The sequence below is a fragment of the Cobetia sp. L2A1 genome, from assembly GCF_009796845.1.
Taxonomy (GTDB): Bacteria; Pseudomonadota; Gammaproteobacteria; order Pseudomonadales; family Halomonadaceae; genus Cobetia.
In genome coordinates this window covers 2,451,895-2,465,928 of sequence record NZ_CP047025.1, presented here as the reverse complement: position 1 = coordinate 2,465,928, position 14,034 = coordinate 2,451,895, and the positions used below count along the sequence as shown (strand labels likewise).

Here is a 14,034-nt window from a genome sequence, read left to right as displayed (position 1 = left end):
GTTCGCCATGTCGAGTCTCATTGTCATACTGGCCATCGTGGTATCGATCGTTCTGGGCTATCGGTTTCGCCTGAACATCGGTCTATTCGCGATCGCCTTCTCCTATCTGATCGGATGCTTCTGGCTGGGCATGTCGCCCAATGAAGTGATCGGTCTCTGGCCGCTGAAGATCTTCTTCATCATCTTCTCGGTCTGTCTGTTCTACAGTTTCGCGATCGTGAATGGCACGCTCGAGAAGCTCGCCGAACATCTGCTGTATCGCTGTCGCAATGTGCCGGCGTTGCTGCCGTTTGCCATCTTCTTCTCGTCGGTGATCATCTCGGCACTGGGCGCGGGGTATTACACCGTGCTGGCCTTCATGGCCCCCATCACGCTAGTGCTGTGTGACAAGACGCGTCTGTCGTTGATCGTCGGGGCCATGGCGGTGAACTACGGTGCATTGGCCGGCGCCAACTTTGTCTCCAGCCAGAGCGGCATCATCTTCCAGGGCTTGATGACGGGCGCGGGTATCTCGTCTGGCGATGCCTTCCACTACAGCTTCGGCATCTTCCTGGCCACCATGATCGTGCCGATCATCGTGCTCGGTGGACTGGTCCTGTTCTCGCTCAGAGGCCATCAGCAAGATACCCGACTGGCGGATGTCGCACCGCCCAGCGCGATGAATCGTGAACAGCGCCTGACCCTGCGCCTGACCCTGCTGCTGATGGTGACCGTGCTGGCACCGCCCATCACGGCGATGATCCTGCCGGACAGCTCGCTGGTGGCATATGTGAATGACCGTATCAACATCGGCCTGATCGCCAGCGTGTTCTCCGTGATCGCGCTGCTGATGAAGCTTGGCGATGAGCGCAAGGCGATTGCCTCGCTGCCGTGGGGCACCATCATCATGATCTGTGGTGTCGGCATGCTGATCTCGATTGCCATCAAGGTGGGCACCATCGATCTGCTGTCGTCCTGGGTCAGCGGCAACATTCCGGTCTATGCGGTGCCGATCGTGTTCGGGGTGATCGCGGCGATCATGTCGCTGTTCGCCAGCACGCTGGGCGTGGTGACTCCGGCGCTGTTCCCGGTGGTGCCTGCGCTGGCGCTTCAGCTGGGGATCGATCCGATGATTCTGTTCGTCGCCATCGTGGTGGGCGCACAGTCCACGGCCATCTCGCCATTCTCCTCCGGGGGCAGCCTGATTCTGGGCTCGTGCCCCAGTGAAGAGCGCCGCAATGAGCTGTTGCCCAAGTTACTGTTCAAGGCCGCTCCGCTGGGCTTCGCAGCCGCGCTGATCTTCAACTTCCTGTTTGCCTTCGTGTATTGAGGGTTCGTCCATGAGACTGACCGGCTGTATTGGTAGCCAGTGAGAAAAGTGAGAAACGCCAACGGCCCTGACGAACTCTTTATGAGTAAACCGTCAGGGCCGTTGGCGTCTATGCAGTGTCGTGGCGTACTGAGGCTAGATCGGGGCCTGAGCCTGAGCCTGAGCCCGAGGCCCGGCGTCAGGCGTCAGGCGGCTCCAGCAACCATTGCCGGAAGCGTTGGGCTGCCTGGCTCAGGTGGCGGTGTTGCGGGGTGAGCAGGGAGAAGGTGCCGGGGCTGGGCATGGCATGTGGCAGGGCCTTGAGGAGTCTGCCCTCGGCGATATCTTCGCTCAGCAGTTTCGACCAGCACAGCACCACGCCCTGGCCCGCGAAGGCAGCATGCATCAGCAGTTGATAGCTGTTGGCGCGCAAGCTATGGGCTGGCGTGTGCCAGTCGAGTCCCAGCGTGCCGTACCAGTGCTGCCAGGTCAGCCAGTCCTTGAAGTAGTCTTCCACCACCAGCAGAGTGTGGTTGTCGAGCAGGTCAGTGGCATCGTGAACTTCGCCAAAGCGTGCCAGATAGGCAGGGCTGCAGACGGCGATCACGTCTTCATCGCTGAAGATGGGTTCCGCCGCAACGCCAGGCGGATCGATCTCATGGGAGAGATGGTAATAGATGCCCAGATCGAATTCGGCGAGATCCAGCCGATGCGGGTCTTCCATGGTCAGGATGCGCAGTTCGATATCGGGATGCAGATCGCGAAAGTCCGTCAGCTTGCGGGCAAGCCAGGTCGAGGCGATGGTCGGACTGGTGGCCAGGGTGAGCTGACGCTCATTGCCTCGGCGACGTTGGCGCGAGGTTTCATCGGCCAGTTCGCGCAGTACGCGACGGATGACGCGGTAGTAGTCCTCACCGGCCGGCGTCGGGCGCAGGCCTTCCGGGTCACGCTCGAACAACGGGCGGCCGAGATCTTCCTCCAGACGTTTGATCTGGCGGCTGATGGCGCTCTGGGTCAGATTGAGCTCGCGTCCGGCCTGAGTGAAGCTGCCATGGCGGGCGGCGGCCTCGAAGGCGCGCAGGCATTGCAGAGGAGGGAGGGCATCACGGGCCGACATGCGAGTCCTTTATGCTGAGCGTGGAAGTGCTCGGCGAAGGATAACATGACGACCCGTGAGGCCTTGCAGCGGGACGGTCATTCAGACGAGGTGTGGCTGTCCTGTCACACCGCGGCTCTCGGCACGGTGCGTTGCCAGTCGCGGCGATGGACTTCCATGTCGTCCTCCCAGGCGATCTGTTCGGCTTCCAGGTAGAAGTTCTCGGCATCACAGCGCATGCGGTAATGGCTCTCGACACGGATGTCGAACTGGCCCGGGGTCGTCTCGCCCAAGGCACTGTCACGCCCGTGCTGGTCACGTCCGGCACGGTAATGCCAGACGATCTCGGCACGCGTGCGGTCAGCGTCTTCCGGGTGCGCGGTGTAGCGCTCCGTGCAGCGATGCTCGACACGCATGCCGGTGTCTTCAAAGGTCATCGCCCCCATGTCGTCCTCGACGATGGTGGTGATTTCTCCACTGGCCACATCCTCGACCACGCTGCGGCTGGGCTTGGCTTCACGTTGCTCGCTGATGTTCGCGGGCTGAGCGGACTCCGGCGCCTGGAAGGGATTGGCAATCGCCTCACCGGTGAAGACCGGCAGCGCGAGCGACTGCAAGCCTGGCTGCAAGGTCAGTGCCGAGCGCTTGGCTGCCGGCCACACCATCGGGAAGTTGGCGGTGGCCAGTGCCACGCGCAGGCGGTGGCCCGCAGGAATCTGATAGCCCGCCATGTCGAGTTCAAGTGCCACCGTGATGGGCTTGCCCGGCACCAGCATCTCGGGATGATCATGATCGCGCAGGTTGAGATTGAGCACGCCGTAAGTAATGCGCGCGACCTGGCCGTCCGGCTGCACGTCGCTCAGGCGCACTGCCAACTGGCCGCAGGTCTGGTCACTGGCCAGTGTCAGCGTGACCTTGGGCTTGCCGAGGATATCCAGCGGCGCGTCGAGCGGTTCACTGTCAAAGCACACGGCCAGCGCATCATCGATGCGCTGATCAGCCGGCAGGTCAGGCCCGAACCAGATGGCGCAGTACTCGCCCTGATGACGGCCAGCAGTGAGCGGGGAATCCACCACGACCGGACTGGCCAGCGCCTGCTGGCCCAGGCGTGCGTCATCGCTCAGGCCTGACTCGCTCAGTGACATCTGGTGCATCTCGACATGGCTGGCAGGCCAGCCATCGGTCTGCACCCAACGCCCCGGACGCTCGGCATACATCGTCTTCGGCGGCAGGGAGTCCTGCAGGTAGAAGGTGGCGGACGGCTCGTCCATCACGCCGTTTTCCTCGCCTTTCAGCCAGTGGTCCCACCAGCGCAGCGCTTCCTGCAGGAAGCCGATAGCCGGATTGGGCACCGCGAAGTGCGGATACTTGTGAATCCACGGGCCGATCAGCGCCTTGCGCGGGCAGCTCAGGTTTTCCATCATCCGCCCGACGGTGTTCTTGTAGGCATCGCCCCAGCCACCGATGGTATAGACCGCCGCTTCGATATCGGCGTAATTGGTGTTGATGGAGCCCTGCTTCCAGTATTCATCGCGGTGCTGATGCGAAAGCCAGGTCTCGGCCAGCAGCGGCATCTCGTCCAAACGCTCCTGCCACATGGCGCGCCACTCATCGCCGACCAGGCGCGGGTCCGGCGGTGCCGCCGAGAAACTGAGCATGGTCGCGGCCCAGGCCAGATTCTCGTTGAGAAGGCACCCACCCTTGTAGTGGATGTCATCCGTGTAGCGATCATCGGTGGAGCAGATCGTGATGATGGCCTTGAGCGGTTCTGGCTTGTGCGCCGCCAGTTGCAGCGAATTGAAGCCGCCCCAGGAGATGCCCATCATGCCTAGCTTGCCGGTGCACCACGGCTGATTGGCGATCCACTCGATCACCTCCAGCGCATCGGATTGCTCCAGTGGCAGATATTCATCTTCCATCAGCCCCTGGGATTCGCCGTTGCCGCGCATGTCGACGCGCACTGATGCGTAGCCATGACCCGCGAAGTACGGGTGGGTGAGCGCATCACGCGGTGCGGTGCCATCACTCTTGCGATAGGGCAGGTATTCCAAAATGGCGGGTACCGGCGCCTGTTCGGCGCCCTCTGGCAGCCAGATTCGCGCGGCCAGCTGGGTGCCGTCCGAGAGCGGAATCAACAGGTGTTCGATTTCGCGGACGGGATACGGGAAGTCGGTCTTGACCTGCATGTCACTGAGCCTTTTGGTCGAGAATGGCGGCGGAGTCCTGGCGGTCTTGCGATGTGGCAGAAGCATTGTCGCGGCGCAGATTGGCCTCGACGTTCAGCAGTTCAGGGTTGCTCAGCCAGCGCCAGATAGCACCACTGGCCAGCAGGATGATGATGAGCGCCGGCAGGCCACCCAGATTGGAGAGCATCTTGACGCCATCGATGCCCACCGAGCTTGTCATGACCCAGGCGACGATGCCCACCATGCCGCCCCAGATGACCTTCATCGGCACACCGGAATTGCCTTCGCTGTCAGCGGTCAGGCCACGGGTGCACAGATTGCCGATGGCATCGGTATTGGAATCAGCTGCGGTCACGTAAGAGATGAAAGCGATGAACAGCAGCAACGGAATCCACACACCCGATAGCGGCAGCTGATCGAACAGCGAGTAGAGCACATGTTCGACGCCCTGGTCGTTCAATACGCCGTTGAGGTCGACATCGGTATGCAGCTGGAAGTAGAGACTGGCACTGGAGAAGATCGTGATCCATGCGACGGCGAACAGTGCCGGATAGAAGAGGTTCACGCGCAGGAATTCACGCACGGTGTAGCCACGCGAGATACGCCCGAGGAACAGGGCCGTCACCGGTGCCCAGGCGAACCAGATCGCCCAGTAGAAGATGGACCACCAGTACGGCCATTGGTCATTGCCCGCCGCGCCAGTGAACAGGCTGCGCGTGAAGAAGTTGTCCAGATAGACACCGAAGGATTCCACGCCGAGCTTGAGCATGAAGATGGTCGGGCCGCACACTAAAACGAACAGACCGAGCACCAGCAGCAGGCCGGCATTCAGGGATGACAGACGTGCGATACCCTTCTGCAGGCCGCTGGCGGCGGACAGCACGAAGGTGACCACGATGACGGCAATGATGATGCCTAGCAGCAGAGGCGTCGTCTCGCCGTCGGTGTACTGACCGATACCGCCGGCCAGTGTCAATGCGCCGGTGCCCAGTGTGGACGCCATGCCGGCGACCAGCGAATAGAGTGCCAGGGCATCGATCAGACTGCTGTAGCGGGTGATGCGCGGGCCGAAGACCGGCTCCAGCATGCTGGAAATGGAGAACTTCAGACGAAGATTGTAGAAGACCAGTGCGAACACCAGCGCTGGAACGGCGTAGATGGCATACGGCGTGAATGACCAGTGCAGGAACATGGTCGACATGCTGAACAGGACTGCCTCGGTGGAACCGGCTTCAATGCCGAGAGATTCCGGTGGGCCCATCAGGTGATAGAGCGGTTCTGCCGTGGTCCAGAACAGCACGCCGACTGCCAGCGTGGTACATAGGGTGATGGAGAACCAGCGCGCCTTGCTCAACATCGGCTTGGCATCTTCACCGCCGATGCGGATGTTGCCCAGGCGCGAGAAATAGATGATGACGGCCAGTACCAGCAGATAGACGCTACCGAGCGTGAACAGCCACGAGAAGTGATCCAGTACCCAGTTGTTCATCGCCGTCGTGGTGGCGAGGAAACTTTCCTTGTCGTAGACGCTCAAGCTCACCGCCGCGATGAGTATCAGAAAGGTTGGCCAGAAGACCAGATGTCGAATCGAACGCATCATGCGCCAGAACCCCGTGCTTGTTATTGGGTGAGTGCTGCCATGTCAGATGACACCACCTTATCCGCCCCCGGGGGGGAGGCCGCAAACGCGGGTTGTGTATGGGGGCATGACGCTGACGCATATCCTCCTAACGTCGCAAGGCGCCGCGGAGTGATAACCGCGTCGCCTTGCAGTGTCATCGAGGTGCGTGGTCGTGAATGGGGAATCAGAGGAATGCTGAATCAAGTGTCGAGGCCTGCCTCATGACGCCACGGCAGTGACCGGGATCAATCGCGGTCCCAGTGTCTCGCAGTACCACTCCACGAAGCCTCTGACGCTGGCCTCATGCAGGGGTGAGTAGGGGCCCGGACGATAGGCACGCGAGTTCACTCCCTGTTGATTGTCTTCCACGACACGACGATCTTCGCTGTTGGTATTGATCCAGACTCTGGTCAAATGCTCGAGATCATAATCGACGCCTTCGACGGCATCCTTGTCCACCAGCCAACAGGTGACCAGCTCCGTCTCGGTGGGGCTGATAGGCGTCACGCGGAACGTCATGCTGTGATCCGGCAGGAAGTAGGCCCAGGTGCTGGGATAGTGAAACATGTTCAGCACTCCTGCATCTTCCTTGTGGACATGGCCGAGTCGTTTGCCATGTACCCCGAAGCTGCCATCCATCGTGAAGCTTTTTGTACCTTCCACCAACGGCATGCGTGACAACCGGAACTGGCCATTGGGGGGGACGACATAGCGCGACGGCAGCCCTTCGGCTTCACAGGCCGCAAAGTGGTCGGCGATGAAGTCGGGAATCGCGTTCTCGCCGATGAAGGAAATGCGCGGGTCTTCAGGGAAGGTGCGGATCAGGCTGGGATGGTTGGCGCAGCAGTGATAGCACTCGCGATTGTTTTCCCAGACCAGCTTCCAATTGCCGTTCTCGACCACGCGTGACTCGAAGGCCACCTTGGCATTGCTGAGATCGTGCGGTGCCAGATAGGGGCTCGCGACCTGGAGGAATGACTCGATGTCCGGGGCCTCATCGGCAAGACACACATAGATCAGTCCGGCTAGCGTGCGGCAATGAACGGAGATCAGACCGTGATCTTCAGGAACGAAGTCGGGCCCCATGTCGCGTGCCCATTGCAAGGTGCCATCAAGATCGTAGGTCCACTGATGGTAGGGGCACACCAGTTTCGGCGTCTTGCCCTTGTGCGTCTTGCAGATCACCGATCCTCTGTGGCGGCAGGTATTGTGAAAGGCGCGAATCTCGTTGTCCGCCCCGCGAATCACCACGATCGGGTATTCGCCGATCCTGTAGGTCAGATAGCTGCCACTTGTGGACAGTTCACAGGCTGGCGCGACGAACAGCCATTCCTTGTAGTGGATCTGCTCCAGGTCCTGCTGGTAGATGTCGTGGTCCGTGTAGAACGCTCTCTCCAATGCATGGCCTGGCTGGCGGCGCGACAAGAGATCAGTGGTCAATCGCGACATGAAACGCTCCTTTTCAAGGGGTCATTGTTGTTGTCTCGCTGCCCCGAGCGTTTAACGGCTCGTCAAGCATCACGGGGAATGCTATTCACGTGTCATAAGTCATACAATCGATTGCACTTACGTTAATGATCGATTCTGGTGATTGATATGGATATCAAGCTTGTCACGACGTTTCTGGATGTCTTCGAGAGCCGCAATTTCAACCGCACGGCTGACCGTCTCGAGGTGACGCAATCCAGCATCAGTGGGCGCATTCGAGCGCTGGAGGCAGATGTCGGGGCCCAATTGTTCGAGAGAGGCCGTGCCGGGGCGACTCCCACGCCTGCCGGCATTCGTTTTGAACCGCATGCCAGGCTTCTAATCGCCACCTGGGATCAGGCGCGCCGCGATACCGGCGCCAGTGAGGACCGTGATCGACTGCTGCGCCTGGCAGGCCAGTTCAGCTTGATGCGTCCTGTGCTGGTGGATTGGGTGATCAACATTCGGGCCCGCGACCAGCGTACTGCGGTGGATCTGCAGGCGGATTACTCGCTGCAGATCATCAAGGATGTATCGCTTGGCGCCATTGATATCGGGCTCTTGTACTCCCCCCAGTACCTTCCGGATCTCGAGATTGAGCAGGTCGGTGAAGAGCGATTCGTCATGGTGTCGACGCATGGCCAGCAGCTCGCTCATATCCCCAAGGACACCTACCTCAATACTCACTACACCTCGTTTTTTCGTCAGCGCCACCAGACGCTGTTGCCTGATTTCTCCAACTCCGCCATTTCGGTCAGTTTTGAAGGCATTGCCGTGGAGTTCCTGCGCAGAACCGGCGGCAGTACTTATGTGCCCTTGCGTATCGTCGAGGACCTGGCATCCACGCTAGAGGGGCTGGGTATCGTCGAGGATGCGCCGGAAATACTGCATCCGATATTCACGGCGGTGCATAGCCGTCGGCGCCACTACCCGGATATCGTCCAGGCACTCACGGTACTGAAAGAGACGCTGAACACCTCGGGTGGAGCGTGATAGTCAGAGATAGAGATAGAGATAGGATCAGGACTGGGACGGCGAGGGGAGATAGAGAAAGAAGAGGGTCGGTGTAAATGACAGGCCCAGACGAAAAAAGAGACATGGCCCTTTCAGGGCCATGTCTCCGGAGGAGTCCAGCGTGACTCGAACCCTATGCGTTCGGCATTGGACAGGCTGGCTTGCGGTTCAATTCCAGCCAGGTTCGGCTCGTGCCAGGTTCGGCATGCTTCAGCGTTATTCCAGGCTGGCCCCATAGCCGAAGTTGGCAGCCGGTACGGCAGCCGTCTCGACCCATACGCTCTTCACTTCGCTGTATTCACGCAGCGCATCCAGTCCCGAGGAGCGACCGTAACCGCTCTCGCCATAGCCGCCGAAGGGGGAGCTTACGTGAATGGTCTTGTAGCCATTGACCCAGAAGGTGCCCGCGCGTACCTGACGTGCCACACGATGGGCGCGGCCGACATCGCGCGTCCAGACGGCTCCGGCCAGCCCGAAGCGGCTGTCGTTGGCGATACGCACGGCGTCTTCTTCAGTCTCGAAGGGAATGGCGACGACGACCGGCCCGAAGATCTCTTCCTGGGCGCAGGGCATCGCATTGTCACCCAGCAGTACCGTGGGTGCGACGTAATAGCCGGCATTGCCCGGCACCGAAGTCGCTGGTGCCTCAGGCAAGGTGGCACCATCGGCAAGTGCTTCGGTGATCATCGTCTTCACGTGCTGATACTGCCTGGCATTGTTGATCGGGCCGATCTGGGTATCGGGGTTCTGCGGGTCACCGACCGTGAATCGCGTCGCGGCTTCTGCCAGCGCGCTGGTGAACTTGTCGAAGATGGATGCCTGTACCAGCAGGCGTGAACCCGAGACGCAGCTCTGACCCGCGCCAGAGAAGATGGCGGCTTGGGCGCCACGTAGCGCCACGTCAAGGTCAGCGTCCTCGAAGACGATATTGGCCGACTTGCCGCCCAGTTCCAGCACGACTGGAATACAGCGCTGCGCCGCGGCGGTGGCGATATGACGGCCTGTCGCGGGAGACCCGACGAACACCACCTTGCGAATATCCCCCTCGGCAATGAAGGCCTGACCGATGGTGTGACCGTAGCCGGCGATGACATTGACCAGACCACGCGGCACGCCGGCACGTTCGATCAACACACCCAGCGCCAGTGAGGAGAGAGTCGTCAGCTCCGACGGCTTGAGGATCACAGCGTTGCCTGCCGCGATGGCGGGAGCGATCTGCCAGCCTGCGGTGAAGATGGGCGCATTCCAGGGGGTGATCTGCAGTACGCAGCCAAGTGGCTCATAGGTCACGTAGTTGAGGTGCGAAGTCGGTACCGGAATCACTTCACCGTGCAGCTTGTCAGCCCAGCCGGCGTAGTACTCGAACATCTCGGCGACCTTGGCCACCTCGACGCGCGCATCTCGGATCGGCTTGTTGGCGCTCAGCGCTTCCAGTTCGGCCAGCGTCTCGGCCTGCTCACGGATCAGGGCGCCTATTTGATAGATGGCGCGTCCGCGTGCCTGGGCCGTCAGTGCCCACCAGTCTTGCTGAGCTTTCTGCGTGGCGTGGTTGGCCAGCACTACCTGCGAGGGAGCGGCGTCCGGGAAGGACAGCATCAGACTGTCATCATGGGCATTGCGCACCTCGATGATGTCACCGGTACCGGTGATGAATTCCCCGCCGATCAGGCTACCGATGATGGTGTCTTGATTGCCTCGATCGCCCCAGAAGGGCTGCATCAGTTCGGCGATGCGGGCGGAGGTCGTGCAGGAGGCTTTAGCATAAACAAGAGGCATGGTCATTCTCCGTGGCCAAAGAGGGCCGAGTCAGTGCGTTGCACGATGGCGCAGAAGTCCTCGCCATCAGCCAGGGTAGCGCTGCTTTCTTCCCAGAGCCGAGCGACGGTCCTGGCGAGCGGAAGCTCCAGCCCGAGGGCATCTGTCAGGTCACTGGCCAGTCCGACATCCTTGCGCATCAAACCCATGGTGAAACCAGAGTCATACGCCTTGTTGATCACCCAGCTGGGGAACATGACCTGGGTGGCGCCACTGCGACCGGAGCCCACGTTCAGGCCTTCCAGCAATTTCTCGGGCGAGACACCGGCCTTGGCGGCCATGGAGACGGCCTCCGCCGTGCTGATCAGATGGCAGGCGGCCAGCATGTTGTTGGCGATCTTGGCGACATTGCCCGCACCGCAGCTGCCGACGTGAACGCGGCTGCCGCTCATGGCCTCCAGCACCGGCATGGCGCGTGCCAGCACCTCATCCTCGGCGCCGATCACCATCGACATGCTGCCGGTCGCGGCCCCCTTGGGGCCACCGGAGACAGGCGCATCCATGAAATCGATACCGCGAGTCGCCAGTGCCGCCGCCACCTTGCGGCTGGTCTCGGGAGTCGAGGTGGTGGTGTCGATCACGATCAAGCCCGGCTTGCCCAGAGCCATCAGGCTTGCGCCTTCTTGCGCATTGCCCTGGTCACCTTCCTTGCCTAGACACAGCAATTCCACGTGCTCCGCCTTGGGCAGAGACACGATCACGATAGCGACGTGTTCGAGAAGCTCAGGCAATGAGCTGACCGGCGTGACGCCTGTCTCGGCCGCCTTGTCACGGGCAGCCGCGGAGAGATCGAACCCGAAGACGGGGAAGTCATGGCGAGCGAGTGTGGCCGCCATGCCGCCCCCCATGTTACCCAAGCCAATTACACCGACGGTTGTTGTCATTGTGTCGTTCCTGTCGTGAGAGGGGATAACGCCGTTCGCTTCCAGGTCACTGAAGGCCATGTCGCTGAAGAGCATGTCATCGAGTATGGACAGGGCTTCTGTGTTCCAGCAATAATCCAGAATTCACTTTAATGTTGCCTTGAAGGCAATGCTGGGGGCGTCATGAGTCAGGTTCAGGAGCATCGGATCGGGCACCTCCATGAGGCTGCCAGGCTAGGTAGCGTGCGCGCGGCGGCGGACTACCTGAACGTGGCGCCCTCCGCAGTCAGTCGACAGATCACCCAGCTGGAACATGAACTGGGGATGCCGCTGCTGGAGCGCCATCGTCGCGGGGTGAAGCCGACGGAGGCCGGGGAGCGGGTACTCGAATATTACCGACAGCGCCTGGCACAGCAGGAAGTGCTGTTGGAGTCGTTGCAGTCATTGAAAGGGCTACAGAGCGGCTCGCTGGTATTGGCGATCGGCGAGGGATTCATCGAGGGGCTGGCGGAGCCATTGAGTCGCTTTTCCCAGCGCTATCCGGGCATCGAGCTCAAGGTGAATCTGTGCGGAACCAATGAGGTCATCCGGCAGGTCGTCGAGGATGAAGCGCATCTGGGACTGGTCTTCCACCCGGCGGGCGATCCCAGAATTCGCACGCATGTCTCACGGCCTCAGCCGGTGTGCGCGGTGGTCAACCCCCTGCATCCTCTCGTCAGGCAATGCGCAGCGGCCGAATTACCTGAACCTTTGGCGCTGTCTGAGCTTTCCAGCCACTCATTGGCCCTGCCGGAGGTGTCTTTCGGCATTCGCCAGCTGGTGACGTTGGCGGAGCATCAGGCGGGAGTGATGCTCAGCCCGACGCTGACCTGCAATGCCATTGCCATGCTCAAGCAGTTTGCCTTGCACGGCGGTGTGACATTGTTGCCGGAATTTGTGGTCAGTGAAGAGGTGAAGGCAGGACGGTTGTGCCGCATCCCGCTGCAAGAGGCGCAATTCGTCATCCCCCATGTGCAGTTGATCAGTCGACTGGGGCGACAGCTGAGTGTCGGGGCCAATCAATTGATGGTGATGCTTATGCAGGACATGCTGGCCTTCAGTCATTCGCAATAGCCATGAGATATCAGCTCGCTGATGTGAGCACTGATTCGGCTCTCAAGCGCTTGGCGGCGAAATCGAGGAAGGTCCGTACCTTGGCAACGGCGCCACGGCCCTCACTATGCAGGAGGTGGATCGGTAGTGGAGGTGGCTCCAGCGTTTCGAGGACTGTCTCCAGTCGCCCTGCTTCAAGATCCGGCCCAATCTGATAAGACAGCACACGTGTCATCCCCCAGCCGCTGCGGGCGGCCTCGATGCCGGCCGCAATGCTGCTGACGGAAAGGCGTGGGCTGACACGAACCACTTGGTCAAGCCCGCTCCCGAAGCGCCACTCCTTGCTGTTGTTCAAGGTCGTCGTGGTGATGAGACGATGAGTGGCGAGCACCTCCAGCGTCTCTGGCCTGCCATGCTGGAAAAGATACTCCGGGGCTGCACAGAGCACACGCCTCACGCTACCCACCTTGATAGCTGATAGCCCGGAGGAGGGTAGCGAGCCGATGCGTACCGCAATATCGAAGCCCTCCTCAATCATGTTGACCACGCGGTCGACCATCACGACCTCCGCGTGCATGTCCGGATAACTGTCGAGATATTCCATCAATAGCGGCATGACGAAGAGACGGCCAAATTCGGTTGGACAGGTAATGCGCAATCGCCCCGTCGGCTGTGCAGCGGCACCGCTTGCACCATCATCCGCGGCCTGGAGTTCGGCAAGAATGCGCCGTGCATCGTCAAGGTAGCGCACTCCTGTTTCCGTCAGTTTCACTCGGCGCGTCGTGCGCGTGAAGACACGCACACCGAGCCGTGCCTCCAGTGCATTGATGGCGCGGGTTACGGAAGGTGCACTGATGCCCATTGCTCGGCCACCTGCGGCAAAGTTGCCCGCATCAGCGACTGCCACGAAGACTTCCAGGGTCTGCAGTCGGTCCATCAGTGGCTCCCGTTCACGGCGATTGTTGTCAATATCTGGAATAATGAATTGTGATTGGCGAGGATTCTAGCACTCTGGCAGGCAGAGTACTGTGGGCATCTATCTGGTTACCCTCAACTGCTGGAGTCTCTGTCATGTCAGCCACTCTCCCACGCCATCCCTTGCCACCGTTCACGCCAGAGAGTGCTGCACAGAAGGTACGTCTGGCGGAAGACGGGTGGAACAGTCGCAATCCCCAGCAGGTGGCACTGGCGTATTCCTCTGATACCCGGTGGCGCAATCGCGCGGAATTCGTGACCGGGCGTGATGAGGTTGCGGCCTTCCTGACACGCAAGTGGTCCAACGAGTTCGAGTACCGCCTGATAAAGGAACTCTGGACTACGGCAGGCGACCGTATTGCTGTGCGTTATGCCTACGAATATCACAATGATAGCGGCCAGTGGTTCCGTGCCTATGGCAATGAGAACTGGCAGTTTGATGATCAGGGGCTGATGACTCACCGCCACGCCAGTATCAATGAGCACCCGATCACCGAAAGCGAGCGTAAATTCCATTGGCCACTGGGGCGGCGCCCGGATGACCACCCGGGGTTGAGCGATTTCGGGTTCTGAGCCTCGAAATGACTCTCTCATCAGCTTTCGATCGCCAGCTTTCG

The 14,034-nt window shown here is 60.6% G+C and carries 11 protein-coding genes; 4 read left to right on the top strand and 7 right to left on the bottom strand.

Annotation, left to right across the window (positions count from 1 at the left end; genetic code table 11):
• Nucleotides 1-7: 7 nt before the first annotated feature.
• The gene (locus GQR90_RS10600) at nucleotides 8-1,309 is read left to right on the top strand and encodes an SLC13 family permease (RefSeq protein WP_158774083.1); all 1,302 of its coding nucleotides are present in this window, start codon (nucleotides 8-10) and stop codon (nucleotides 1,307-1,309) included.
• A 178-nt stretch (nucleotides 1,310-1,487) separates the two neighbouring features.
• Here the strand turns inward: GQR90_RS10600 and GQR90_RS10595 are convergent, their stop codons facing one another.
• The 4 genes from GQR90_RS10595 to GQR90_RS10580 all read right to left on the bottom strand — a co-directional run bounded on the left by GQR90_RS10595 (nucleotide 1,488) and on the right by GQR90_RS10580 (nucleotide 7,640).
• Nucleotides 1,488-2,405 carry a LysR substrate-binding domain-containing protein gene (locus GQR90_RS10595; RefSeq protein ID WP_158774082.1) on the bottom strand — a complete coding sequence of 306 codons (918 nt, stop codon included), beginning with the start codon at nucleotides 2,403-2,405 and terminating at the stop codon, nucleotides 1,488-1,490.
• A 104-nt stretch (nucleotides 2,406-2,509) separates the two neighbouring features.
• Nucleotides 2,510-4,570, bottom strand: a complete 2,061-nt coding sequence (locus tag GQR90_RS10590; RefSeq protein ID WP_158774081.1) for a CocE/NonD family hydrolase — start codon at nucleotides 4,568-4,570, stop codon at nucleotides 2,510-2,512.
• 1 nt (nucleotide 4,571) lies between these two features.
• Nucleotides 4,572-6,170: a BCCT family transporter gene (locus GQR90_RS10585; RefSeq protein WP_158774080.1), complete on the bottom strand. Its 1,599-nt coding sequence runs from the start codon at nucleotides 6,168-6,170 to the stop codon at nucleotides 4,572-4,574.
• 240 nt (nucleotides 6,171-6,410) lie between these two features.
• Nucleotides 6,411-7,640, bottom strand: a complete 1,230-nt coding sequence (locus tag GQR90_RS10580) for an aromatic ring-hydroxylating oxygenase subunit alpha (RefSeq protein ID WP_158774079.1) — start codon at nucleotides 7,638-7,640, stop codon at nucleotides 6,411-6,413.
• Between the two features lie 147 nt (nucleotides 7,641-7,787).
• Between GQR90_RS10580 and GQR90_RS10575 the strand changes: the two genes are divergently transcribed.
• The gene (locus tag GQR90_RS10575) at nucleotides 7,788-8,651 is read left to right on the top strand and encodes a LysR family transcriptional regulator (protein ID WP_158774078.1); all 864 of its coding nucleotides are present in this window, start codon (nucleotides 7,788-7,790) and stop codon (nucleotides 8,649-8,651) included.
• A gap of 237 nt (nucleotides 8,652-8,888) precedes the next feature.
• Here the strand turns inward: GQR90_RS10575 and GQR90_RS10570 are convergent, their stop codons facing one another.
• Both GQR90_RS10570 and GQR90_RS10565 read right to left on the bottom strand, forming a co-directional pair.
• The gene (locus GQR90_RS10570) at nucleotides 8,889-10,448 is read right to left on the bottom strand and encodes an aldehyde dehydrogenase family protein (protein WP_158774077.1); all 1,560 of its coding nucleotides are present in this window, start codon (nucleotides 10,446-10,448) and stop codon (nucleotides 8,889-8,891) included.
• A 2-nt stretch (nucleotides 10,449-10,450) separates the two neighbouring features.
• Nucleotides 10,451-11,371, bottom strand: coding sequence for an NAD(P)-dependent oxidoreductase (locus GQR90_RS10565; RefSeq protein ID WP_158774076.1), 921 nt, complete (start codon nucleotides 11,369-11,371; stop codon nucleotides 10,451-10,453).
• 162 nt (nucleotides 11,372-11,533) lie between these two features.
• Here GQR90_RS10565 and GQR90_RS10560 point away from each other — a divergent pair, with 162 nt between their 5' ends.
• Nucleotides 11,534-12,463: a LysR family transcriptional regulator gene (locus tag GQR90_RS10560; RefSeq protein WP_158774075.1), complete on the top strand. Its 930-nt coding sequence runs from the start codon at nucleotides 11,534-11,536 to the stop codon at nucleotides 12,461-12,463.
• 10 nt (nucleotides 12,464-12,473) lie between these two features.
• Here GQR90_RS10560 and GQR90_RS10555 read toward each other — a convergent pair whose 3' ends face one another.
• Nucleotides 12,474-13,379: a LysR family transcriptional regulator gene (locus tag GQR90_RS10555; RefSeq protein ID WP_158774074.1), complete on the bottom strand. Its 906-nt coding sequence runs from the start codon at nucleotides 13,377-13,379 to the stop codon at nucleotides 12,474-12,476.
• Between the two features lie 134 nt (nucleotides 13,380-13,513).
• Here GQR90_RS10555 and GQR90_RS10550 point away from each other — a divergent pair, with 134 nt between their 5' ends.
• The gene (locus tag GQR90_RS10550) at nucleotides 13,514-13,990 is read left to right on the top strand and encodes a nuclear transport factor 2 family protein (protein ID WP_158774073.1); all 477 of its coding nucleotides are present in this window, start codon (nucleotides 13,514-13,516) and stop codon (nucleotides 13,988-13,990) included.
• The last annotated feature ends 44 nt before the right edge of the window (nucleotides 13,991-14,034 follow it).